The sequence below is a fragment of the Bartonella sp. B10 genome (assembly GCF_053794435.1).
This window is the reverse complement of the sequence record NZ_CP200030.1, coordinates 251,319-275,477: the sequence shown is the minus strand read 5'-3', so window position 1 is coordinate 275,477 and position 24,159 is coordinate 251,319. Positions and strand designations below refer to the sequence as shown.

The 24,159-nt window shown below is 36.3% G+C and carries 19 protein-coding genes and 3 pseudogenes; 17 read left to right on the top strand and 5 right to left on the bottom strand.

The window, feature by feature from the left end:
* Window positions 1-727: 727 nt before the first annotated feature.
* Together V3565_RS01215 and V3565_RS01210 are read left to right on the top strand one after the other, a co-directional pair.
* Window positions 728-1,408: a nitroreductase gene (locus V3565_RS01215; RefSeq protein WP_455478522.1), complete on the top strand. Its 681-nt coding sequence runs from the start codon at window positions 728-730 to the stop codon at window positions 1,406-1,408.
* A 360-nt stretch (window positions 1,409-1,768) separates the two neighbouring features.
* On the top strand, window positions 1,769-3,163 hold the full coding sequence (locus V3565_RS01210) for an L-serine ammonia-lyase (RefSeq protein WP_455478521.1): 1,395 nt from the start codon (window positions 1,769-1,771) through the stop codon (window positions 3,161-3,163).
* Between the two features lie 406 nt (window positions 3,164-3,569).
* Here V3565_RS01210 and V3565_RS01205 read toward each other — a convergent pair whose 3' ends face one another.
* Together V3565_RS01205 and V3565_RS01200 are read right to left on the bottom strand one after the other, a co-directional pair.
* On the bottom strand, window positions 3,570-3,848 hold the full coding sequence (locus V3565_RS01205) for a hypothetical protein (RefSeq protein ID WP_455478520.1): 279 nt from the start codon (window positions 3,846-3,848) through the stop codon (window positions 3,570-3,572).
* Between the two features lie 32 nt (window positions 3,849-3,880).
* Complete coding sequence (locus V3565_RS01200; protein ID WP_455478519.1) at window positions 3,881-5,233, bottom strand: D-alanyl-D-alanine carboxypeptidase; 1,353 nt, start codon at window positions 5,231-5,233, stop codon at window positions 3,881-3,883.
* A 245-nt stretch (window positions 5,234-5,478) separates the two neighbouring features.
* Between V3565_RS01200 and clpS the strand changes: the two are divergent.
* Both clpS and clpA read left to right on the top strand, forming a co-directional pair.
* Window positions 5,479-5,847 (top strand): annotated as a pseudogene (gene clpS / locus V3565_RS01195) (ATP-dependent Clp protease adapter ClpS).
* 13 nt (window positions 5,848-5,860) lie between these two features.
* Window positions 5,861-8,212, top strand: a complete 2,352-nt coding sequence (gene clpA / locus V3565_RS01190) for an ATP-dependent Clp protease ATP-binding subunit ClpA (protein ID WP_455478518.1) — start codon at window positions 5,861-5,863, stop codon at window positions 8,210-8,212.
* 13 nt (window positions 8,213-8,225) lie between these two features.
* On the opposite strand, the gene V3565_RS01185 is transcribed toward clpA, so the two are convergent.
* Together V3565_RS01185 and V3565_RS01180 are read right to left on the bottom strand one after the other, a co-directional pair.
* Window positions 8,226-8,648: an HIT family protein gene (locus V3565_RS01185; RefSeq protein ID WP_455478517.1), complete on the bottom strand. Its 423-nt coding sequence runs from the start codon at window positions 8,646-8,648 to the stop codon at window positions 8,226-8,228.
* A 140-nt stretch (window positions 8,649-8,788) separates the two neighbouring features.
* The gene (locus V3565_RS01180) at window positions 8,789-9,250 is read right to left on the bottom strand and encodes a RidA family protein (RefSeq protein WP_455478516.1); all 462 of its coding nucleotides are present in this window, start codon (window positions 9,248-9,250) and stop codon (window positions 8,789-8,791) included.
* 154 nt (window positions 9,251-9,404) lie between these two features.
* Between V3565_RS01180 and V3565_RS01175 the strand changes: the two genes are divergently transcribed.
* The 13 genes and pseudogenes from V3565_RS01175 to lpxB all read left to right on the top strand — a co-directional run bounded on the left by V3565_RS01175 (window position 9,405) and on the right by lpxB (window position 23,371).
* On the top strand, window positions 9,405-10,232 hold the full coding sequence (locus tag V3565_RS01175; protein WP_455478515.1) for a cell envelope integrity EipB family protein: 828 nt from the start codon (window positions 9,405-9,407) through the stop codon (window positions 10,230-10,232).
* Window positions 10,233-10,386: 154 nt separating this feature from the next.
* A complete protein-coding gene (rpsB, locus tag V3565_RS01170; protein WP_455478514.1) occupies window positions 10,387-11,160 on the top strand; it encodes a 30S ribosomal protein S2 in 774 nt (257 codons plus the stop codon).
* A 124-nt stretch (window positions 11,161-11,284) separates the two neighbouring features.
* The gene (tsf, locus tag V3565_RS01165; RefSeq protein ID WP_455478513.1) at window positions 11,285-12,208 is read left to right on the top strand and encodes a translation elongation factor Ts; all 924 of its coding nucleotides are present in this window, start codon (window positions 11,285-11,287) and stop codon (window positions 12,206-12,208) included.
* Window positions 12,209-12,364: 156 nt separating this feature from the next.
* Entirely contained in the window at window positions 12,365-13,084 is a 720-nt protein-coding gene (pyrH, locus tag V3565_RS01160) for a UMP kinase (RefSeq protein ID WP_455478512.1), read from the top strand.
* Window positions 13,085-13,121: 37 nt separating this feature from the next.
* The gene (gene frr / locus V3565_RS01155) at window positions 13,122-13,682 is read left to right on the top strand and encodes a ribosome recycling factor (protein WP_455478511.1); all 561 of its coding nucleotides are present in this window, start codon (window positions 13,122-13,124) and stop codon (window positions 13,680-13,682) included.
* Between the two features lie 619 nt (window positions 13,683-14,301).
* Window positions 14,302-15,117, top strand: coding sequence for a phosphatidate cytidylyltransferase (locus V3565_RS01150; RefSeq protein WP_455478510.1), 816 nt, complete (start codon window positions 14,302-14,304; stop codon window positions 15,115-15,117).
* Window positions 15,118-15,132: 15 nt separating this feature from the next.
* Window positions 15,133-16,280: pseudogene (rseP, locus tag V3565_RS01145) on the top strand (RIP metalloprotease RseP).
* Window positions 16,281-16,484: 204 nt separating this feature from the next.
* Window positions 16,485-18,886, top strand: a pseudogene (bamA, locus tag V3565_RS01140) (outer membrane protein assembly factor BamA).
* 67 nt (window positions 18,887-18,953) lie between these two features.
* A complete protein-coding gene (gene lpxD, locus V3565_RS01135; RefSeq protein ID WP_455478509.1) occupies window positions 18,954-20,000 on the top strand; it encodes a UDP-3-O-(3-hydroxymyristoyl)glucosamine N-acyltransferase in 1,047 nt (348 codons plus the stop codon).
* 1 nt (window position 20,001) lies between these two features.
* Entirely contained in the window at window positions 20,002-20,463 is a 462-nt protein-coding gene (gene fabZ, locus V3565_RS01130) for a 3-hydroxyacyl-ACP dehydratase FabZ (RefSeq protein WP_455478508.1), read from the top strand.
* 28 nt (window positions 20,464-20,491) lie between these two features.
* Window positions 20,492-21,316, top strand: a complete 825-nt coding sequence (lpxA, locus tag V3565_RS01125; protein ID WP_455478507.1) for an acyl-ACP--UDP-N-acetylglucosamine O-acyltransferase — start codon at window positions 20,492-20,494, stop codon at window positions 21,314-21,316.
* 2 nt (window positions 21,317-21,318) lie between these two features.
* Window positions 21,319-22,191 carry an LpxI family protein gene (locus V3565_RS01120; protein ID WP_455478506.1) on the top strand — a complete coding sequence of 291 codons (873 nt, stop codon included), beginning with the start codon at window positions 21,319-21,321 and terminating at the stop codon, window positions 22,189-22,191.
* Window positions 22,184-23,371, top strand: coding sequence for a lipid-A-disaccharide synthase (gene lpxB, locus V3565_RS01115; protein ID WP_455478505.1), 1,188 nt, complete (start codon window positions 22,184-22,186; stop codon window positions 23,369-23,371). The genes V3565_RS01120 and lpxB overlap by 8 nt, the downstream gene beginning before the upstream one ends.
* Here the strand turns inward: lpxB and V3565_RS01110 are convergent, their stop codons facing one another.
* Window positions 23,372-24,145, bottom strand: coding sequence for an amino acid ABC transporter ATP-binding protein (locus V3565_RS01110; RefSeq protein WP_455478504.1), 774 nt, complete (start codon window positions 24,143-24,145; stop codon window positions 23,372-23,374). It lies immediately after the preceding gene.
* Window positions 24,146-24,159 lie beyond the last annotated feature (14 nt).

Genomic DNA, 24,159 nt, shown 5'->3' with positions numbered 1-24,159 from the left:
TAAAAATAATACAAAGGCATCCAAACATTAAATTTGGATCGCCTTTTAATTCTTGAAATACACAATAGCACGTTTTTCTTATGGATATAGTTATAAAAATTCTAAAAAAATTGTTGTTTTAAGCGTTTTCAGAGTTCATTGTGTTATGGTTGTGGTGCTTGCTTTACAATGTTAGTATTTTTTAATTACAAAATTTTTCATTTGTGTGGTTAAGTAAGGGTTTTTTCTTTTACATTTTGAGTTGAAAGATATGTAACATAGGTATGGTTGGCTATATTGTATAAAGAAAAAGACAGCTTATCTGAAAACGCAAAATTTTGTGCTTTTGGATATATTCGTAACAATTTGTTTTGATTAATGTCTTCTATAAAAATCAAAGAAGCATTATACGGAATGATAAAAAGATCATTTACAGTAATCCAGAAGATAATTGATTTTTTTTGTGCAATATTTATATGATAGGCAAAATGATGTATTTTCTTATGCTTTAAAAGGAAAAAAGTAGTGAGAAAGATACTAGGTAGAATTTTACAAATATATGCGTATTTCTTATAACGATGTAATTAAAAAAATACTATCACTAGTAATGAATTGACACAGTGATTTTCAATAATTTCTTTTCATTCAAATGGTTATGGTTGTAGGATTTTTTTAATGCATTGCTTTTATTAGTATTAGAAAATAATGGCACTCACATTCATTATGCGACAAAAAGAAAGTAAAAACGATGTTGAATACTTCTATTGATGTTTTTCAATCTATTTTGTCACGGAAATCAATTCGAGCTTTTACTAATCAGCAAGTTGCACTGGAAACGATTACAGAAATCTTGCAATTTGCATCGCGTTCACCATCTGGAACCAACCTTCAACCTTGGCAAGTGATTGTTTTAACGGGAAAAGCGTTACAGAAAGTAGGAGATGAGCTCTCACAATTGGCATTGTCAGGTGTAGATGGAGAACGTGAGTGTCGTTATTACCCGCGTCAGTGGCGCGAGCCTTATCTTTCTCGTCGCAAAAAAATTGGTTTAGATCTTTATAAGAGTCTTGGAATTAAAAAGGGGGAGCAAGAAAAGATGTTGTACCAAAAAGCAAAGAATTTTTCATTTTTTGGTGCTCCTGTGGGTCTTTTGTTCACAATAGATAGAGATATGGAAATGGGTAGTTGGCTTGATTTGGGTATATTTATGCAAACTGTTATGTTAGCAGCACGTGGATTTGGACTGGATACGTGTCCCCAGGCCGCTTTTGCTGATTATCATAAACAAATTCACGCGCTTCTATCAGTACCTTCTGATCGGCGTATTATCTGTGGTATGGCTCTTGGCTATCGCGATATCAGTGCACCTGAAAATAATTTTGAGACTGAACGTGAGCCAATTGAAAATTTTGTATGTTTTATTAACTAATCATATCTACAGAGTGTTTTGATCTAATTAGCTATAAAATTTTTAAGATTTGAGTCGTTGTAAAAAAATATTTTGGTCGGGAATTTCCATTTTTATCTAATTTTAGTATTGTGTGTTAATATTTCTTTCACTACGCTTAGCAAATTTTAAAAAGTAATTTTTTGAGGATAATTATCAATTTTTCAAAGGTTAATTATGGAAAGTGCTGTAGAAAAAAAGTGTTGGATAGTGGCAAGGCGTGCAATATTTGTGTTTATTGCTATCATTTTTTTAGCTTATCTCTTGATTTGATTTTTTATTAAACAAAAGTGATAAAGAGCTCTGTACGCAAATTTTGTGTTTTACTTTAAGGGGAAATTTGTGTTTTTATCCGTCTTTGAACTTTTTAAAATTGGTATTGGCCCTTCTAGTTCGCATACGATGGGACCGATGGCTGCTGCTAATATGTTTTTGCAGGAGATAGCCGCACGCGATTTTTCTTGTTCATTTCATGTTAAAGTTTTTCGCATACGTGTCTATCTTTATGGTTCATTATCATCCACGGGTGTTGGTCATGCTACAGATAGAGCTATTATGTTAGGACTTTTGGGAAAAGAAGCCTCTACCATTGATCCCGACTGTATAGAGCCACTGTTAGAAAAAGTTAGACGCGAAAAAAAAGTGCAACCGGAAGGCCATCCCGCTTATCAGTTTGATTTGCATAGTGATCTTATTTTTGAACAAATATCTTTACCTAAGCATGCTAATGGACTTGCCTTTGAAGGGCTTGATTCTGATGGGAATGTTCTTTTACGACAGGTCTATTATTCTATTGGTGGTGGTTTTGTTGTAACTGAAGATGAATTCAGTCGTATGAATGGTAATAAACAATTAGAAGTATCTGATGTGCCGTATCCGTTCGATACTGCAAATAAAATGTTATCAATGGCGGAAAAATCTGGTCTTTCAATTTCTGAAATGAAGCGCATAAATGAAGAAACAAAAATGGAGCGGGTTACTCTTGATACTAAGCTTGATGAAATTTTTTCAGTTATGACAGCTTGTATTAATAGAGGACTTTCACAAGAAGGTGAATTGCCTGGAGGGTTACGTGTTCCGAGGCGTGCTAAAAAAATGTATGATAAGCTCTTGGAAAATCAAAAGAAAAATTCTAATTATCCATTTTTAGTAAATGATTGGCTTTCTGTTTATGCTATAGCGGTGAATGAGGAGAATGCGGCTGGTGGCCGTGTTGTGACCGCACCAACAAATGGTGCTTCTGGTGTTATACCTGCTGTTTTACGTTATTATCTTCAATTTAATGATGGTTCAGATCGAGGAGGGATACACAATTTTTTATTAACAGCAGCAGCTATTGGTGGTATCATTAAACATAATGCTTCTATTTCTGGTGCAGAAGTTGGTTGTCAGGGTGAAGTTGGGGTTGCATCTTCGATGGCCGCTGCGGGATTGACAGCAGCATTGGGTGGTACACCCACCCAAATTGAAAATGCTGCTGAGATCGCTCTTGAGCATCATTTAGGAATGACATGTGATCCGGTTGCAGGTTTGGTGCAAATACCATGTATTGAACGTAATGCAATGGGTGCTATTAAGGCAGTGACAGCTTCTTCTCTTGCTTTGTATAATAGTGGAAAGCATTTTGTTTCTCTTGATGCTTGTGTAGAAACAATGCGTCAGACAGGATATGATATGAGCGAACGCTACAAAGAAACCAGCAAAGCTGGTCTTGCGACTAATGTAACAGTTTGTTAAAGGGAGCGATGATATTTGACTGTATAAGTTTAATTATTCAGCGATGGGATGGCGTATTTTAGAATTATTTTTTATGTTAAAAACATGAATGTAAAAAATAACTCAACTTGTGTTTGTATCACAATAATGTTTGTGTTGTTTAAGTATATTGTAGATGTGCAGAGAATGTATCAAAAGATGATTTTTTGCATTAAATTGAACAATGATAATCACATTTGATGTTTCTTTTGGTTTTTAGGTATAACTCAGTCTAAAATATGGGAATGTGTGCTGAGATGGTTAAATAGAAATCTTCCACATGATTTTTGTAAATGTAAAAGAAATGTATTTTCTAAAAGCTGAAAGATTGTAAGTAACACATAGATGTTTTCATTAACAAATGGCTTGTGTACAATTATCTATGAAATTAGATATTTGTTGCACCCAGACGGATTTTAATAGGTACGTTTCCGGTTTGGCTTGCAACACGTAAATGAATGCGGACAGGAGGTATAGCTATACGGCGATTTCGAGCTGTTTGGCAAATGAGAAGGTTAATAAGAGATTGTGTGTTCAGCATATAGGGCGCATGCTTTAGGCTTGCAAATTTTATCACAGTATTATGAAGAGAATGCAATGAGAGAAAAGATGATTGCTTAAATAACTTTTCTTTTTCATGGGATGAAGAAACAGCATTATGTTTCATTGGACTATCCTTAACATAGAATTCAAAAATTTTTAATAAGCTACAATATAGCAGTTAAAATTTGCTTTCTTTAAAGTAGAACATGCTTTGAATGCAGATTTTTTTGATTGAAAGCCTATAAATCTAGCACGGTAATAGCGATGTCCACTTTTTTCAAAAAGTTGCATATGCGAAGATACGTGTTTTAGAGTTGAAAAAGCTGTATTTTTTGCTTTTAAGAGTAAAGTTTTTGCTTGTTCTTTATCCGGAAGAGATCCAATTTGAATAGCCCATCCAGTATTTGTAAACAAGGAAGCAGCAACAATTCTCCTATCAATTTCAACGGGTAAAGACTTTTGAGGATTCGGCGTTGGTACAATAATATTGCTTATGGCAGCTACTGTTGTATTGGAATTTTTAGGTTGCTTTGCAAGTGCTATCAGCATAGTAGCAACTTCATCATTGAAATCATTTGTACCAGCTTTAACTGTTGGTACAGGAATATTTGCATTTATAGGCAAATTACGGCGTACAGAAGCTACTAAATATTCATCATTTTTCGTTCTGCTTGCTTTTGGTAAATATTTATTCAACAAGCTGGCCATATGGTTATCGCGCGCAGTAGATGATTTACCCCCCATAACCACAGCGACAACCGAGCGTCCTCCAAGATGCATCGATGTTGCTAGATTAGAACCTGACATTTGTGTGTAACCTGTTTTAATTCCATCGACGCCTTTCATTGTTTTGACTAACTGATTATGACTGTTAATTGTTTGTCCTCGGAAAGTAAAACTTTTTGTTTTGAATAATTTGTATTGTTGTGGAAAATGTTTACGCAGAGCTAATGATAAAGTGGCTATATCTTGTGCCGTAGAATAATTTTGTACATTTGGGAGTCCTGAAGCATTTGCAAAATGAGTATTTATCATGCCAAGTTTGCGGGCTTTAACTGTCATCATTTGAGCAAATTTTTTTTCACTACCACCAAGATATTCAGCAACAGCAGTGGCAACATCATTTGCTGATTTTGTGATGAGTGCTTTAGCTGCTTCTTCTGCAGAAATTGTTTGACCAGCTTTAAGTCCGATTTTTGTTGGTGGACGCGATGCTGCGTAATTTGAAATGAGTATTGGTGTATTTGGTGTTACACGACGCGTATGCATAGCCTCAAAGAACATATACAACGTCATCATTTTTGTTAAAGAAGCAGGATAACGTTTTAATGTTGCATTTGCTTGAAATAAAGTTTTCCCTGTATTTGCATCTACAACGATGGCGGCATATTTATCGGGATAGGCTTCTTGAGGAGTAGCCAATGCCCAAGAGTCAGAAAAAGCTAAAACAACAATAGCAATTGCTATCTTTTTGTAGCAATGTAAAATTTTTTGGCAGTTAATATACACTTGCAGTATCCTATTTTTTCATTTACTTTGAAAACTTCAGTATCATGGTTCTTCTTCTTGCAGCACTTTAGTGTAGTTTAAATGAATGGTGTTACCAATTTATTTACAGAAATTATTTTGCATATCGCTATATTTTACTTAAATCTAACTATAAACTAAAGCCTTCTTTACTTTCTGTATAAACTTTTGCAATGATTATAAAGAATTTAAGATTAGTAAAAATGTGCACTGTACGGGAAATGATTATGGTACAAAAATTAATGATAAATCTTATGTCCCGCATTATGCACAATGAAAAGGGCAATAATTTGGAAAGCAGTGGGTATTGTGATACTATTATAACACCTAAGGCTTGATCAAAATTTAAAAATCCTAAACTATACCGTGTTTTTTTACTTAATGACGATTATACACTCATGGATTTTGTTGTTTTTGTTTTAAAAAAAATTTTTAAAAAGAGTTTTGAAGAAGCAACGCATATCATGTTAAATGTTCATCAGAGAGGGGTAAGAGAATGCGGGGTTTGTACTTATGAAGTGGCTGAAATGAAAGTTGTTCAAGTTATGGAGTGTGCACGTAAAAATGAACATCCGTTGCAATGTATAATGGAATGAAAGTGAGGGATTTATGCCATCTTTTACGCCTAGTCTTGAAGAAGTTTTGCACCGTGCCTTAACAATTGCTACTCAAGCGCAGCATGAATATGCGACATTAGAGCATCTTTTGCTTGCATTGCTAGATGATGTTGATGCAAGCTCGGTCATTCAGGCTTGTCGGGTGGATTTAGAAGAATTGAGAAAGCGCTTAACAAACTATATTCAGTCAGAATTAGATATACAGGTTAGAGCTGCAGAGGATACAAAACCGGCAGCATTTTTTCAGCGTGTTATCCAGCGTGCAGTGATACATGCTCAATCAGCTGGAAAGGATGAAGTATCAGGGGCAAATGTTCTCATTGCAATTTTTTCTGAACGTGAAAGTTATGCAGTATATTTTTTGCAAGAAATGGGTATGACACGCTATGATGCTGTACGTTTTGTGTCGCATGGTATTTCACGTGATGATGGATTGTCTATGTTACTTGAAGATCTTGAAGAACAGTTGGATCAGCAAATTTCAGATTCTAGTGAAAAAGTAACAAGTGCCCTTGCTGCTTATTGTGTTGATTTAAATTGTAAAGCACGTAATGGAAAAATTGATTTATTGATTGGCCGTGACATAGAAATTTCACGAATGATACAGGTTTTATGTCGCAGGTCAAAAAATAATCCGCTTTTAGTGGGTGATCCAGGTGTTGGAAAAACAGCTATAATTGAGGGCTTAGCTAAGCGTATTGTTGATGAGCAAGTACCTGAAGTTTTATTAAATACGACGATATTTTCTCTTGATATGGGGTTCCTTGTTGCTGGTACACGCTATCGTGGTGATTTTGAAGAACGTCTAAAGCAGATTATTAAAGAACTTGAACAGTATTCAAGTGTTGTTTTATTTATTGATGAAATTCATACGTTGATCGGAGCAGGAGCTACATCTGGGGGGAATATGGATGCAGCAAATCTTTTAAAACCGGCATTATCTTCAGGGAGTATTCGATGTATTGGTTCAACAACTTATAGAGAATATCGCAAAATTTTTGAACAGGATCGAGCTTTAGAGCGTCGTTTCCAGAAGATTGATGTCAACGAGCCTTCTGTTGCTGATGCAATTAAAATTTTGCAAGGATTAAAACCTTATTTTGAAGATTTTCATAAGATAAAATATACCGATGATGCGATGAAAGCATCTGTTGAGTTATCTTCGCGTTATATGGTTGATCGCCGGTTACCTGACAAAGCAATTGATGTTATTGATGAAAGCGGCGCAGCGCAGATGCTTTTGCCAAAAAAACAGCGAAAAAAAAGTATAGGCGTTAAAGAAATTGAAGCTACTGTTGCGATTATGGCAAGAATTCCGCCAAAAACAGTTTCTGCCAATGATCAGAAAGTACTGAGCAATCTTGAAAAAGAACTCAAGCGTGTCGTTTATGGACAAGACCAAGCAATTTTATCATTGGTATCGTCAATTAAATTGGCGCGAGCAGGATTGCGTGAATCAGAAAAACCAATAGGCAGTTATTTGTTTTCAGGACCAACAGGTGTCGGGAAAACTGAAGTTGCAAAACAACTTGCATCTTCTTTAGGAATTGAATTACTGCGTTTTGATATGTCAGAATACATGGAAAAGCACACAGTTGCTCGCTTAATAGGAGCTCCTCCAGGTTACATAGGATTTGATCAAGGAGGCCTTTTAACTGATGCAGTTGATCAAAAACCTCATGCAGTTTTATTGCTAGATGAAATCGAGAAGGCGCATCCTGACTTATTTAATATTTTATTACAGGTTATGGATTATGGAAAATTAACAGATCATAATGGAAAGAAAATTGATTTCCGTAATATTATTTTGATCATGACAACAAATGCTGGTGCTTCAGATATGGCAAAATCAGCTATTGGGTTTGGTAAAGTATATCGTACGGGTGATGATATAGAAGCAATCAATCGATTGTTTACACCAGAATTTCGTAATCGATTAGATGCTGTCATTCCGTTTGCACCTTTATCTCATTTAACTATCAGTCAGATTATGCAAAAGTTTATTTTTCAACTTGAAGCTCAGTTGGTTGATCAAAGGATCAGTTTTGAATTAAGCACTTCTGCAATGGCTTGGCTTACAAATAAAGGATATGATCCTCAGATGGGTGCACGTCCATTGAGGCGTATTATACGAGAATGCATCAAGAAGCCATTAGCTGATGAAATTTTATTTGGAAAGTTGCGTAACGGTGGCACAGTTCGTATACTAACACACAAGCCAAATGGGGGAAAAGAGGGTTTGCAGTTGCAAATTTCATCTTCTGACAGATCTATTTGCCTGAAGGGCGGTAAAGCTACAGATCTTGCAAAAAGGCGTGTTGGGAGAAAAAGTTCTGCAACTTAATGGCGGTTTCATTTTAAAGAGCAGCTCGAATTTTTTTTGCATTTTCTTCAAGTATTTCTGTAGGTGTTACAACATTGTTGTGAGGTGTCAGTTCTATCCCATCCATACGTGGTATAATGTGAAAATGGAGATGGTAAACAGTTTGCTGACTAGCTGCTTCATTAAATTGCATAATTGTTATACCATCTGCTTGAAAAGCTTCTTTGACGGCATTGGCAATTTTTTGGACAGCTTTAATAACTGGAACCAGTGTTTCTGTATCTGCATCCAGCAAGTTTCTGGAGCCTTTTCGGGGAATAACTAGCGTATGTCCGGGTGCTTGTGGCATGATATCCATGAATGCAATAACGTCATCGTCTTCATAAACACGAACAGACGGGATTTCATTACGAATCAATTTAGCAAAAATATTATTATTATCGTAGGCTTGTTTCATATAAGTATTTCCTTATTACTGGTTTTAGTTTAGAATTCTAATTTCGAAAAAGAATAATACGAGAGTTTGAGAATGTTAATCAAAGTTTTTTACATCTTTTATTTTTTGTAGATTTATAATTCTCGATGTTTATGAGGAATTTAGATTTCTATGATGGCTTCAATTTCTACTGGAACATCCATAGGGAGAGAAGCTACACCAATAGCAGAACGGGCATGCCTTCCAGCTTCACCCAGGATCTTGATCAGTAGATCAGAAGCTCCATTGGCAACGAGAGGGATATTGGTAAAATTAGGATCTGTAGCAACAAAAACAGTGATTTTTACTACTCGCTTTATTTTATTTAAATCACCAAGAGTTTCCTGTATTTGTGCAAGGATATTGATCGCACATGCTTCGGCTGATTTTTTGGCTTGCTCAATGCTAACCGTCGCACCAACTTTACCAATTGCAACTGGTTTTCCATCAAAAATAGGAAGTTGTCCAGAGATAAATAGTTGGTTACCACTGTATGATGTTGCCACGTAGTTTGCAATTGGTTGTGTTGCTTTAGGAAGAGTTATGCCAAGTTTTTGTAGATGATTTTCAATTGAGTTTGCCATAATTTAAACTCCATGGTTGTTCTATACTGCATATTTGCATAAAATACTCGCATAAACTATTTTTTAATTTAAGGAAATGTGTGATTAATTAAGATATTACCTTTCTTGCATTGCTATATGATGGTATGCGGCAAAAGGGAATCGAGAATTGGGAATGATCAAATCACTATTTATAATAATCCTATGTTTTTCTCTTGTGAGTCCAGTAAAAGCTGAGGAGTCTGTTTTTGTTGCTCCTCATCGAGCTATTTACGATTTTCAGCTTGATAGCGTTTCTAATGAAATGTCGATTTTGGGGATGTCTGGGAGAATGGTTTATGAACTTACTGGCTCGGTATGCCAAGGTTACACTACGCGTTTCCGTTTTATAAGCCGTATTTATATTGAGGATATGCCGGTTCGTCTAAGTGATCAACAGACGACGAGTTATGAGACAGGTGATAGTCGTACGTTTCATTTTAATGTTACAGATCAAGTTGGACAAGATATTGTGCATAATGCTGAGGGAGTTGCTGAACGTACTAAAGATGGTGTTGTAGTTAAATTAAAAAAGCCACAAGAAAAAGAATATAAGCTTGCAATGGCTGAGTTTCCGATTCTACAGTTGAAGAATATTATTCGTTATGCAAAAGAAGGCCGTCGTTTTTACCATGCTTCTGTGTTTGATGGAACAAATAAAGCAGACAAAGTTATAAAAGAGAGTGTGCTTATTGGAGAAAAAAAGACAGAAATATTCGATCCTGAAGTGAAAAAAATAGAAAAATTAGATAAAGGTGGGTATTGGCCTGTTACGATTTCTTATTTTGATGATGCAGAAAATAAGGATGGTTTACCTGTTTATCGCACCAGTTTTTGGTTGCATGAGAACGGTGTTATGCGCAATCTTCATGTTGATTATGGGACTTTTGCGGTGCGTGCCAAACTAAATAGTCTTGAATTCCTAAGTGTAGGAAAAGATCTTAATCAATGCAATATTAAATAATTGCAGAAAATGACTTGAAAAAGAATGAAATATTAGTATGTTCTTCCTAATTCCACACGCGGAGTTTGGGTGTTGGTTGTATGATTTAGCAAACATCCACCGGTAGTAGGTTTTCCTACTTTTTCCGCGGAGGCTAAACCGGAAAGGATAAATTATGGCACTACCAGATTTTACTATGCATCAGCTTTTAGAAGCGGGTGTACACTTTGGTCATCAGACTCATCGATGGAATCCAAAGATGGCTCCTTATATTTATGGGCAGCGTAATAATATTCATATCATTGATCTTTCTCAGACTGTTCCACTTTTACATCAAGCGCTTAAGTTGGTTTCAGATACAGTTGCACGTGGTGGTCGTATTTTGTTTGTTGGTACTAAGAGGCAAGCTTCTGAAATTGTTGCCGATGCATCGAGTCGTTCTGCACAGTATTATGTTAATTCGCGTTGGCTTGGTGGTATGTTGACAAACTGGAAAACGATTTCTCATTCGATACATCGTTTGCGAAAACTTGATAAAATTCTTGCTAATGAGGCACAAGGTTTTACCAAAAAAGAGCGTTTGAATCTTGAACGTGATCGTGAAAAGCTTAATCGTGCGCTCGGCGGTATTAAGGATATGGGATCTGTTCCGGATCTTATATTTGTCATAGATACAAATAAAGAAAATATTGCTATTCAAGAGGCAAAGCGTTTGGGTATTCCAGTTATTGCTATTATTGATACCAACTGTGATCCTGATAGTGTTGATTATCCAATCCCAGGTAATGATGATGCTTCTCGTGCAATTTCTTTTTATTGTGATCTTGTTGCTCGTGCAGCTCTTGACGGTATCGCTCGTCAGCAGGGTGCTATGGGTATTGATTTAGGTGCTCAAATTGATGCGCCTGTTGAACCAGTTTTGGAAAGTATAGCTTCAGCTTCTGAATAATATCAAATCTGAATAATATTTAAAAATGCCTATTGAGGCTAATTATTTTTTTGAAGAACGGTTTTAGGTGTGCAAAGATTTTTCTTGGTGCATGTTTTTACCGTCACGGAATAAAGAGGCAAACATGATTATTACTGCTGCACAAGTAAAAAAACTTAGAGAATTGTCAGGTGCTGGTATGATGGATTGTAAAGCAGCGCTAGCAGATACTGATGGTGATATGGAAGCTGCGGTTGATTGGCTTCGTAAAAAAGGGATAGCTAAAGCAGATAAAAAAGCTGGTCGCATGACAGTAGAAGGATTAATAGGGATTTTATCAAAAGATTCTAGTGCAGTTTTAGTTGAGGTTAATTCTGAAACAGACTTTGTTGCGCGCAACAGTGTATTTCAGGATATTGTACGTAATGTAGCGGTGGCTGCTCTGGATGCTCAGGGTGGTGTTGAGTCTGTTACTTCGTCTTTTTATCCTGGTTCTGAGAAGACTGTAGAGGAGACACTTAAAGATGCAATTGGTACAATTGGTGAGAATATAACATTTCGTCGTTCTGCTAAATTATCTGTTAAAGATGGTGTGATTGCGACTTATATGCACAATAGTGTAGCAGAGGGATTTGGCAAGCTTGGTGTTTTGGTTGCTATAGAGACTACAGGAAATAAAGAAAATGCTGCTGCTTTTGGTCGACAAGTTGCGATGCACATTGCAGCGACCAATCCTTTAGCTCTAACGGTAGAGGATATGGATGTTAACTCTATTGAGCGTGAAAAAGCGATTTTTTCAGATCAAGCACGTCAATCTGGGAAGCCTGAAAATATCATTGAAAAAATGGTTGAGGGGCGTATGCGCAAATTTTACGAAGAAGTTGTTTTGTTGTCTCAGAATTTTGTTATGAATCCTGATATTACTGTTGAAGAAGCTTTAAGGGATGCTGAGAAATCTATTGGTGCATCAGCGAAAATTACAAGTTTTGTTCGTTTTGAACTTGGTGAGGGTCTGAAAAAGGAAGAGTCTGATTTTGCTGCAGAGGTCGCTGCTGCTGTAAAAGGTTAACTATTTTTGTGAGCTTCTGGTAAGGAATCCAAAATTCTATCACTGGTTAAAGATTGTTGGTATAAAAATATTAAATTTAAAGGGCGTCACGTGACAAAGTGGTGCCCTTAGTGTTATCAGAAACAAAAAGTGAATATACTTTTTGGGAGATTATCAATGACATTAGCACTTCAGTATAAACGTATTCTCTTAAAAGTTTCTGGTGAGGCTCTTATGGGAGGGCAAAGCTTTGGAATTGATGTTTCAGTTACAGATCGTATTGCTGCTGATATTAATGAAGTGCGAGCGATGGGTGTAGAAGTCGCCATTGTTATCGGTGGAGGTAATATTTTTCGTGGAGTTGCTGTTGCTTCGCATGGTGGAGGTCGAGTGACTGGTGATCATATGGGTATGCTTGCTACGGCCATTAATTCTTTGGCATTGAGAACGTCGTTAACGAAATTAGGGGTTGAAACGGTTGTGTTATCTGCGATTGCTATGCCGCAAATTTGTGAAAGTTTTTCACAGCGTAAAGCTATAGGTTATATGAATCAAGGAAAAGTTGTTATTTTTGCGGGCGGTACTGGTAATCCATTTTTTACTACTGATTCTGCTGCTACTCTACGTGCTGCAGAAATTGGTGCAGATGTTTTACTAAAAGGAACACAAGTGGATGGTATTTATTCTGCAGATCCGAAGATAGATCCTCTTGCTAAGCGTTTTGATCAATTGACGCATGTCGAGATTTTGCAGCGCGGATTATCCGTTATGGATACAACAGCGGTCACTTTAGCATGCGAAAATAATGTACCGATCATTGTGTACTCCATTCATGAAAAGGGTGGTTTGGCTAAGGTATTGAATGGAACTGGAAAGTTTACAATAGTATCGAAATGAAGATAAGTGTTAAGGCGTAATTACAGGAGACCAAAATATGAGTGTCATATCGATTATGAATGATCTAAAACGTCGCATGGATGGTGCTATTTCTGCTTTTAAACATGAGTTAAGTGGTTTGAGGACTGGTCGGGCATCTGTTAGCTTATTAGAGCCTTTGACGGTTGAAGCTTATGGTTCTGTTGTGCATATAAATCAGGTTGCGAATATTTCTGTTCCAGAGCCACGGATGCTTTTAGTTTCTGTATGGGATAAAACAATGATAAGTGCAATAGAGCGTTCTATCCGCGACTCTAGTCTTGGTTTAAATCCCATCACTGATGGCATGAATTTGCGTATTCCTTTACCTGAATTGAATGAGGAACGTCGTAAAGAACTTGTAAAAATTGCGCACCAATATGCTGAGCAAGCTCGTGTTGCTGCTCGTCATGTTCGTAGAGATGGTATGGATAATTTAAAGAAATTAGAAAAAGAAGGCGAAATTGGGAAAGATGAGGCTCATAGTTTATCTGAGAAAGTTCAAAAACTCACAGATGAAACTATTGCAGATATTGACAAGCTTTTAGCTGTAAAAGAATCTGAGATCATCCATGTTTAATTTATTGTGTTATTAAAAGAAGATATAATATTTATTGTTTGATAGCTGTTATCATATATTATGATGATAGTATGTTGTGGGTTATGATCAGATAACAGGTGTATTCTATCATGTTGTGGTCCATGTAGATAAAATTAGTTTTTGATTAAGTACTTTATATTGAGTACCCTGATAGGGGGGGGTAATACAAATAAGAAGGGATGATGTCTTAGTTTTGCTGTTGCCTGTAGTTATGCAACATTTAACGAAAGGGTCGGTTAGCTGTTTTTCTTGCAGTGTTATAATTTTTAGGAAAAATACTGGCAATTTTGCAAAAAAAAATCTTAATTTACGGTTAAAATTGAATTTAAGCTTAACACTATTACGGACAGAAAACAACATCTTACTGATTTTTTTGTGTTATATAGTAGATCAAAAGTATGTTTTTAGATTAACTTTAAAGAATTGTCTCATAATTTTACTGTAACTAATTATTGGTTTTGTAAGAACTATCTTAATATATTAAATCATTTATGGTAATTCGTAAAAAATATGTTCATATGTGTAGGTACAGAAATTCCTCTTAGCAGGTTTTTTGTGTACTTTGTTTTTGAGTTTGTTTTTTTGTTTGGGTATTGTTTTGTCTAATCTTGTTTCTCGTATTTTAACGGCTTTTGTTTTTGGCATCGTTGCTTTATGTTTAACATGGGTTGGGGGGGAGGTATTTTTTGTATTCGTATGGATAATAGGTGGTTTTATTCTTTATGAATGGATTAATATTACTAAGGAAAAATGGAATATTACACAAAAAATATTAGCAGGCATTTTTTATTCTGTTTTTGGCTTCTTTTTGGTATTGGATGTATCTTCTTTATTAATCTTTAGTATTTTAGTAATTTTAGCGGCATTGTTAGCTGTTGGTTCTATTAAAAATGCTGGTTGGGTTTTTTCCGGTTTTTTGTATGCATCTTTTCCAGTTGTGGCGCTATCTTTTTTGCGCGGTCATGAAACGTTAGGATTTTGGGTTGTTATATTTTTATTTACAGTAGTTTGGGGAACAGATATTGCCGGGTATTTTAGTGGACGTACGTTTGGAGGGCCAAAATTATCGCCACGATTTTCTCCTAATAAAACATGGTCAGGGGCTGTTGGTGGTACGGTTGCTGGGGTAACCGGTGGTACGTTGATTGCTTTTTTGGTTTTTGATACGGATTTAGAAAATTGTTTTATACCATTTCTTGCACTCATTTTATCAATTGTGTCACAAATGAGTGATTTGGGGCAATCGTGGTTTAAAAGACAGTTTTCTGTTAAAGATTCTAGTTCTTTTTTGCCTGGACACGGTGGATTTATGGATCGTATGGATGGGTTAGTAGGAGCTGCTTTTTTTCTTTATTTAATTGGTTCATTTATATCTGATGTGGATACACCTTTTAATTTTTTTTGTATGGTTTAACTTGGAGAGGATATCTTGGAATTTTTAAATCATATGATTGCGGTAGGCGATTTATTTCTGAGAGGTTTTAGTGTTCTTTGTGTGGTGGTAGTTATCATTTTTGTCCACGAGTCTGGGCACTATTTAGTTGGGCGATGGTGTGGTATTAAGGCATCAATTTTTTCTATTGGATTTGGACCACAAATAGTGAGTTTTACGGATAAACACAACACACAGTGGCGGTTATCTCTGATTCCTTTGGGGGGTATGTAAAATTTGTTGAGGATCAAAATAGAATAGATTTGCCATCGTCTCAACCTTTTTCGGTTATTGACGATTCATTTTCCAGTGCTTATGCATGGAAAAAAGCTATAACTGTTTTTGCTGGTCCTTTATTCAATGCTCTTTTAACGGTTGTTATTTTAACATTTTTTTTCTTTACTTATGGGCGCGTATCCATCGAACCTGTTGTTGGTTCTTTAGTAAAAGATTTTCCTGCCGTTCAGGCCGGTTTGGTGTTGGGTGATCGTTTTGTTGAGATGGATGGTAAACAAGTTAGTAGTTTTGAAGATTTAGTAACGTATGTTGCTTTCCATGGAGGAGATCCCATAGAATTTAAAATGGAACGTATGGGGCATATATTTACGACAGTGATCATACCGACCGTTGTTGAGCGTGATGATAGATTTGGGAATAGGGTTCGGAGTGGAATGATAGGTGTGGGAGTACCTGTTAATCCAGATAAGCCTACACATTTGGATCCAGCTTATAAAAAACATATTCATTATAATTTTGTGGAAGCTATAAGAGAAGCAGCAGAGCGTACAATATCTGTTGTAACACAAAAAGTTTTTTTTGTTGGTCGTTTGATAAGTGGAAAAGAAGATTATTGTCGACTAAGTGGTCCTTCTAAAACAGTTAAAATTGCTTGGCAAGTTAGTGAAAATGGTTTTATTTCTTTGTTGAATTTTATGGCTTTTTTTTCGATTGGTATTGGGCTTATTAATCTTCTTCCAATTCCACCGCTTGATGGTGGGCACTTTTTGTTTTACGTTATTGAAGCTTTTATGGGTAAGCCAGTTTCGGATAAAGTTCGGGAAATTATTTTTTTCTTAGGTTTATTAGTTGTCTTCTTATTTATGATTTTTGTGTTCTTTAATGATTATTTTTGTTGGTTTAAATAATTAAATTATGGAAAACATTTTTGAAATTGGGTAATAGTGGGGGAGGTATGGGTTAAAGTTCATTTACCATATTTGCAAAATATTGTAGCATCATACGATTGTAATTGGTAATTTAAAGGGTGTAAAGTTTTTCTGTAATACAGTGGCAGTTATTTATGTTCAGGGAAATTATGTCCAGGGAACGAGATAAGGTAAAAAAGTTCAATGACTACGAATTCAAGGTTTTTAAGTACAGCATCCATGTTGGTATTAGGTATGATTGCGGTTGTTCCGTCAGCAGCTTTTATGTCAATTACAATGATTGAAGAAGTACAAGCATCTGTTGTCAATTCTATTGAGATTCGCGGGAATAAGTTTGTAAGTGATCAGACAATTAAAGATAATATGAATATTAAGGCTGGAAGTAATTTTTCTAGCGGTGATATCGATGTTGCAGTAAAACGTCTTTTTAAATTAGGTTTATTTTATGATGTTAAAATAAATAAAGTAGGCGATAGGTTAGTCGTATTAGTTAAAGAATACGAGGTGGTTAATCAGGTGTTATTTCAAGGGAATAAATCTCTTAAAGATTCTAATCTTAAACAGTTTATTTCTTTAAAATCAAATGAGCCTTTTAATTCTGCAAAACTTTTGGATGCCGTGAATGTAATCCGTGAAGCTTATAGGTCTGTTGGTCGTAATAACGCTACTGTTACAGTCAAAACTATTAATTTAGGAAAAGGACGCGTTAATGTAGTTTTTAATATTGTTGAGGGTCGAAAAGAAAAGATTACTGACATCACTTTTAAAGGGAATAATGCTTTTGGAAGTCGGCGTTTACGTGAAGTAATTTCAACGAAGCCCTCAGGATTATTTTCTTTGTTAACGGGTGGAGATATTTATAGTGAAAAGCGTTTGGCTGCAGATGAAGAAGCTTTGCGTCGTTTCTATTATAATTATGGTTATGCGGATTTTCGAGTTATTTCATCCAAAGCGATTTTTGATAAAGAGAATAATGCATATAAAATTGAGTTTGTTCTTGATGAGGGGGGGCGTTATACGATTGGTGATGTTCAGGTCAGGAGCGATATCGATGGTGTTGATGTTCAGTCTGTAAAAAGGTTGCTTAAAACTCGTTCAGGTGATGTTTATAGTGCGGAAAATATTGAGAAGTCTGTTGTAATTGTCAATAATAGTGTTGCTAATTCTGGGTATGCTTTTGTTAAAGTTGAACCACGGGGTAATCGTGATTTGGCAAATAACACAATTTCAATTGTGTACAACATTGAGCAGGGTCCCCAAGCTTATGTTCAGCGTATTGAAATACGTGGGAATGAAAAGACGCGTGACTATGTTATTCGTCGTGAGATTGATTTAAATGAGGGGGATGCTTATAATCAGACTTTAGTGCAGCGTGCGAAACGTCGGTTGGAGAATTTAGGGTTTTTTAAATCTGTTAATATTTCAATGGTTCCAACAGGGCAGTCTGATCAGGTTGTCTTAGTGATAGATGTAGTAGAATCTTCAACCGGGGATCTTTCTTTGTCAGGAGGATATACGACAGGTGGTACGAGCCCTGGTGTATCACTTGAGGTGTCTGTTACTGAAAATAATCTTGGAGGGCGTGGTCAGTATACTCGTTTAAGTTTAGGAGCTGGACAAGAAAAGTCTCGTAATTATAATTTATCATTTGTTGATCCCTATTTCCTTGGTTATCGTTTGTCTGCTGGTATTGATATTTTCCGTAATACTTATAGGGCTGATAAAGCATATGATGTATGGAAAGCGGGGGGACACTTCGATTCTCTATGCCAATTAATGATCAATTATCTGCTAATTTGTCTTATTCTTACGTGCAGGAAGAATATAATTTTGGTGAGGATTATGACTTAAATAATGAAGATGTTCTGAGAGGGTTATATGCGAAGTATTCTGGTGCAATTGTTCAAGCAGCAAAGCATAGTCCTTGGAAGCGTTCTTCAATTAGTTATGGTCTAACCTATAATTCTATTGATAATATGCGGAATCCACATGATGGGTTATATATGCGTGTTCTTCAAGAATATGCAGGACTTGGTGGAACTGCGAAATTTTTGAAGACAACTGCTAAAGCTAAAATGTACAAGACGCTTTATGACCGTCTGGATATTGTCGGTTTGCTTTCTTTAGGTGGTGGTTATATCCATGAAATAGGTAAAGAGGGAGATGGTGTTCGTATCTTCGATATGTTTAAAGTAGACTATGATATGCTTCGTGGCTTTAAGTACAATGGAGTAGGTCCTCGTCAAATTTCTAATAAAGGTGAAGCATATTTCTTAGGAGGTATGAGCTATGCGAAGGCAACTGCTGAAGTGCAGTTTCCTATACCTGTAGTGCCTGAAGGTTTGGGATTACGTGGTGCTTTATTTGCAGATGTTGCAACACTTTATGGCAACAATTATAAGCCTGTTTTCCAAGGTGAAGCGCCTGTTACAGGTATTAAAGATGGTTGGCGTGCGTCTGCAGGTGTTAGTTTGATGTGGGAATCGCCATTTGGTCCTCTGCGTGTTGACTATGCTTGGCCAATGAATAAGAAGGAAGGCGATTGCGTACAGAACGTTCACTTTGGTATTGTAACCAAGTTCTGATTTTAGTTTTCGTCGTAAGGAAAAAAGTGAAAAGAATGGGTTGAGCGCTAAGAGAGAAAGTGTTTTGATGGCGGATACATTTTTTTTTACGCCGTCTCGGCGATTAACGGTTGCTAATGTTGCGGAGTTAACGGGTGCAAGACTTCTTAATCCAGAGTTTTCTAATACAGTGATTAATACTCTTTCTTCAGTAGAAAGGGCTGAGAAGGGGTCTCTTGTTTTCATTGAGCATCGAAAATTTTCGGATGCTTTATCAAAAAGTTCTGCTGTTGCTGTATTTTGTACAAATGAAATTGTTTTTCATGTTCCGGAATCTATGGCAATTTTGGTAACATCTACACCACAGCGTGATTTTGCTCAGATTGGTCGCATCTTATTTCCTGATTCTGTTAAGCCGATGCCTTGGTTTGGACGGAAGGAGGTTTCGCCATATGCGCACATCCATCCGAGTGTTAAATTGTCTCATGATGTGTGTATTGAAGCAGGGGCTGTTATTGGTAAAAATGTTGAGATTGGTTCTGGGACTCTGATTTCATCAACTGCTGTTATAGGAGAAAATTGTCGTATTGGGTGTGAATGTTATATTGCTCCGAGAGTGACGATTCAATATTCTTTAGTTGGTGATAGAGTTCATATCTACCCTGGTGCTTGTATTGGGCAAGATGGTTTTGGTTATATTTGTGGTATCAGTGGAGTTGAAAAAATACCACAGCTTGGTCGTGTTATTATCCAAGATGGTGTAGAAATTGGTGCAAATACTACGATTGATCGTGGAACATTTGAGGATACTATTATTGGTGAAGGTAGTAAAATTGATAATTTAGTACAAATTGCTCACAACGTGAAGATTGGTCGCTGTTGTCTTATTGCTGCTCAATGTGGCATAGCTGGGAGTACGTCTGTGGGGGATATGTCTCAGCTGGGTGGAAGTGTTGGAGTTGCGGATCATATCATAATAGGTAAATATGTTCAGATTGCTGCTGGTAGTGGTGTTATGAATGATATTCCAGATGGTGAAAAATGGGGAGGTATTCCGGCACGGCCATTTAAACAGTGGTTTCGTGAAGTGGCGGCTCTGCGTAATATTGGTAAGGGTAAAAGGGAGAAGTGCTAATATGATAAGTGCTGATAAAACTCAAAGTTTAGAGGCCATAGATATTGAAAAATTATTATCATTATTACCGCATCGGTATCCATTTTTATTGATTGATCGCATAATTGAAATTGATGGTGAACGACAAGCTGTTGGTATTAAAAATGTTACGATTAATGAGCCGCATTTTACAGGACATTTTCCTACAAAACCAGTAATGCCTGGAGTTTTGGTTTTAGAAGCCATGGCTCAAACAGCGGGAGCGATTTCACTTTTAAGATTAGGTAATAAGAAAGCAAATCTAGTTTATCTTATGACTGTTGATAATGCAAAATTTCGTAAACCTGTCGTACCTGGTGATCAGCTAAAAATTCGTGTTCACCTCTTAAAAAAGCGGTCTGATGTGAGGCGTTTTTCGTGTGTTGCAGAGGTAGGAAGTGTACGCGTTGCTGAGGCAGAAATTGCTGCGATGATTGTAGGATGAGAATAAACGATATAATAGGAATTTTAAAATGTCCGGTGTAAAAATCCATCCAACTTCTCTCGTAGAGAAGGGAGCACAGCTTGGTGATAATGTGCTAATCGGGCCGTTTTGTCATGTCGATTCTGAAGCTGTTATTGGTGATGGATGCATTTTAATGAGTCATGTTGTGATAACGGGGAAGACAACTTTGGGAGCAAATAGTAAAGTGTTTTCGCATGCTATTTTGGGTACAGAGCCACAAAATAATAAACATAAGGGAGGTTCTACCACTCTTTCTATTGGCAAAAATTGTACGATTCGTGAAGGTGTAACGATGCACAGGGGATCTGATTCGAGCTTAGGAATGACGATTGTTGGTGATAATTGTCAATTTTTTTGTTACGCACATGTTGCCCATGATTGCTGTGTAGGAAATTATGTCGTATTTGCAAATAATGCGATGATTGCTGGCCATGTTACTGTTGGCGATTACGTTATTATTGGTGGTGGTTCTGCTGTTCATCAATTTGTTCGTATTGGTCATCATGCATTTATTGGTGGTGTATCTGCGTTAGTAGGTGACTTGATTCCCTATGGCATGGCCGTTGGCGTGCAGGCAAAACTTGCGGGATTGAACATTATTGGTATGAAGCGTGCAGGGCTTGAGCGTAAAGATATTCATGCCTTACGTCATGCAGTTGTGATGCTTTTTGATCGCAGCAAACCGTTTAAAGAACGTGTAAATGATGTTACTTGTTTTTATCCCACTTCTCAGCCTGTTTTGGACGTAATTGCTTTTATTAAGGAAGAAGGAAAACGTTTTTATTGCACACCTAAATTTGAAGATGACAGACTAAAAGAAAATAAGGATTAAAAATGTCTGTCTATAGTGCCAGAAATTTTCTTTCCGGCAGGACTGCTATCATAGCTGGAAATGGTGTTCTACCTATCATTGTTGCTCGTGCACTTGAAGAACATGGACAAGCTCCTTTTCTTGTACTTTTGAAGGATGAAGCAGATAAAGGTCTTTGTCACTATGAACATTGTGAATTATCAATTGTAGAGCTAGCAAAGCTTATTAAAATTTTAAAAAAAGCTGCAATTTGTAACGTTATTTTAGCAGGTGGTGTGAAAAAACGACCGATTCTTACACAATTACGACTAGATTGGAAAACTTTTTTGGCGTTACCTAGGTTATTTGGAGCTTTAATGGGTGGGGATGATGCTTTATTGAAAGTTTTTATAAGGATCCTCGAATCGCACGGTTTTTGTATTGTTGGTGTTCATGAGATAGTACCGGATCTTTTAGCTCCAATAGCATTTGATTTTACATTGCAGCGTGCTACCAGAAAAGAGAAAAATGATATTTTGCTAGCGGCAGAAGCTGCAAAGCTTTTAGGGCAGTTGGATATTGGACAAGCAGCTATAGCTGTAAATGGGAGGGTGGTTGCAGTGGAGGGTGCAGAGGGAACTGATAATATGCTATGGCGAGTTTATGAAATGCGAGAAAGAAAGCAAATTCCACCTAGAGGTGGTGTTCTTGTTAAATGTGCAAAACCACAACAAGATCACAGAGTTGATTTACCATCAATTGGTCCTACGACAGTAATGAATGTTGCAAAGAGTGGGTTGTCTGGTGTTGCGGTAGAGGCAAATCAAAGTCTTATATTATCAGTTAAAGAAACAATAGAAAAAGCCAACAAGTATTCTGTGTTTATAGAAACGTTTGAAATGTTGGATCATGAATAATTGTGTTTTGAAAATTGCTATTATTGCAGGTGAAGAATCTGCTGATTTTCTTGGAGCAGACTTGATTTCTTGTTTATCGCAACAAACAGGATGCAATATTCATTTAGTTGGTGTTGGTGGGAGGCATTTAAAAGAATTAGGATTAAAAAGTATTTTTGATTCTAGTGATATTGCTTTAATAGGTATCGGGGCTGCATTAAAGAAATTTCCATTATTGCTGATGCATATTCATAACTTGTCCAAATTTATTGCACAAGAGAAACCAAATTGTTTAATTATCATCGACAGCCCTGATTTTACACATCGTGTTGCAAAAAAGGTACGTATTTTAGCTCCTTCTATTCCTATAATTAAATACGTTGCACCAACTGTTTGGGCATGGAGGCCGAGGCGCGCTAAAGCTATGTGCAAATTTGTTGATCATGTTTTATCAATTTTTCCTTTTGAAGAAAAGATAATGAAGGATTTGGAAGGTCCTGCTACCACCTATGTAGGACATCGTCTTTTAACTTATCCTCCACTCTTGACAGTTCAATCAGAAAAAAAACGTTTATGTGGAAAACAAGCGTTATTGCCTACATTGGTTATTTTGCCAGGATCTCGCAATTCGGAGATTCGCGACCTAATGCCTATTTTTGGAGAAACAGTAAAAATTCTTACAGAACGCATTCCTAATTTACGTATTATTTTACCAACGTTGCCGTGTTTAACGGATAAAATTCATTATTTTTTAAAAAATTGGGAAAACAAAGTGGAAGTTGTTGTTGGTGAAGATGCAAAATGGCGTGCTTTTGTGGATGCTGATGTTGCACTTGCAGCGCTAGGGACAGTCTCACTTGAATTGGCATTAGCAGAAATTCCAATGGTTCTTTGTTATAAACTTGATTATTTTTCTAAATTATTAATTTTTCCAAAATTAACGTTATGGAGTGCTGCTCTTCCAAATATTATTTCTGATAAGCCTATTATTCCAGAGTATTTTAATGAATTTTTACGTCCGGGTCTATTAGCACGGCAGATAGAGCAGTTATTGCAAAATTCTTTATTACGACAGGCACAACTTGATGCTTTTGAGATAATTAAACAGAAAATGAAGACCAAAGCACCATCAGGGGAAGTTGCCGCTCAAACAATTATTACTCTTCTCAAGAAAGTGAGGCACTTAAAACCATGTCAATAATTAATGTTTAATTTTAGCAAGAAAATCACGAGCACGTTTGCTTTCAGGATTGGTAAAAAATTTATTAGATTCTGTATCTTCAATGATTTTTCCATTTTCTAAAAAGATTATTCTTTTTGAAACTTTGCGAGCAAAACCCATTTCATGAGTAACACATAGCATTGTTATTCCTGTATTTGCTAATTGAATCATAACCTCCAAAACTTCTCTTACACTTTCTGGATCAAGAGCTGATGTTGGCTCATCAAAAAGCATTACTTCAGGTTCCATACAAAGTGCACGTGCAATCGCAACACGTTGTTGCTGTCCACCAGAGAGTTGTAAGGGATATTTTTCACAATGTTTTTCAATGCCAACATGCGTAAGATAACGAATTGCTCGTTCTTTTGCTTGTTGTTTAGAAAGTTTCTGAACAGTCATAGGCGCTAAAATACAATTTTGTATAACTGTCATGTGAGGAAACAAATTAAAATGCTGAAAAACCATACCTATTTTGCGTAAAATAGTCTTTTGCTGGTTTATAGGGGCAGTATAAATATCCATATTATGGATGCAAATTGAACCTTCTTGCGCTTGTTCTAATTGATTAATGCAACGAATTAAAGTTGATTTTCCTGATCCAGAAGGTCCACAAATAACGATACGTTCACCGATCTTTACGTCTAAATTAATATTATGCAATACTTGAAAATTTCCATACCATTTATTTAAATTGCGGATAGAGATAACGGGAACCTTATCGGTACAAACAGGATTATTATTTTTAAAATTCATCTTTTGTATTCTCT

Coding starts and splice junctions, on each gene's coding strand:
- V3565_RS01215 (WP_455478522.1), top strand. CDS start 728: ATGTTGAATACTTCTATTGATGTTTTTCAATCTATTTTGTCACGGAAA.
- V3565_RS01205 (WP_455478520.1), bottom strand. CDS start 3,848: ATGAAACATAATGCTGTTTCTTCATCCCATGAAAAAGAAAAGTTATTT.
- clpA (WP_455478518.1), top strand. CDS start 5,861: ATGCCATCTTTTACGCCTAGTCTTGAAGAAGTTTTGCACCGTGCCTTA.
- V3565_RS01185 (WP_455478517.1), bottom strand. CDS start 8,648: ATGAAACAAGCCTACGATAATAATAATATTTTTGCTAAATTGATTCGT.
- V3565_RS01180 (WP_455478516.1), bottom strand. CDS start 9,250: ATGGCAAACTCAATTGAAAATCATCTACAAAAACTTGGCATAACTCTT.
- V3565_RS01175 (WP_455478515.1), top strand. CDS start 9,405: ATGATCAAATCACTATTTATAATAATCCTATGTTTTTCTCTTGTGAGT.
- rpsB (WP_455478514.1), top strand. CDS start 10,387: ATGGCACTACCAGATTTTACTATGCATCAGCTTTTAGAAGCGGGTGTA.
- tsf (WP_455478513.1), top strand. CDS start 11,285: ATGATTATTACTGCTGCACAAGTAAAAAAACTTAGAGAATTGTCAGGT.
- pyrH (WP_455478512.1), top strand. CDS start 12,365: ATGACATTAGCACTTCAGTATAAACGTATTCTCTTAAAAGTTTCTGGT.
- frr (WP_455478511.1), top strand. CDS start 13,122: ATGAGTGTCATATCGATTATGAATGATCTAAAACGTCGCATGGATGGT.
- lpxD (WP_455478509.1), top strand. CDS start 18,954: ATGGCGGATACATTTTTTTTTACGCCGTCTCGGCGATTAACGGTTGCT.
- fabZ (WP_455478508.1), top strand. CDS start 20,002: ATGATAAGTGCTGATAAAACTCAAAGTTTAGAGGCCATAGATATTGAA.
- lpxA (WP_455478507.1), top strand. CDS start 20,492: ATGTCCGGTGTAAAAATCCATCCAACTTCTCTCGTAGAGAAGGGAGCA.
- V3565_RS01120 (WP_455478506.1), top strand. CDS start 21,319: ATGTCTGTCTATAGTGCCAGAAATTTTCTTTCCGGCAGGACTGCTATC.
- lpxB (WP_455478505.1), top strand. CDS start 22,184: ATGAATAATTGTGTTTTGAAAATTGCTATTATTGCAGGTGAAGAATCT.
- V3565_RS01110 (WP_455478504.1), bottom strand. CDS start 24,145: ATGAATTTTAAAAATAATAATCCTGTTTGTACCGATAAGGTTCCCGTT.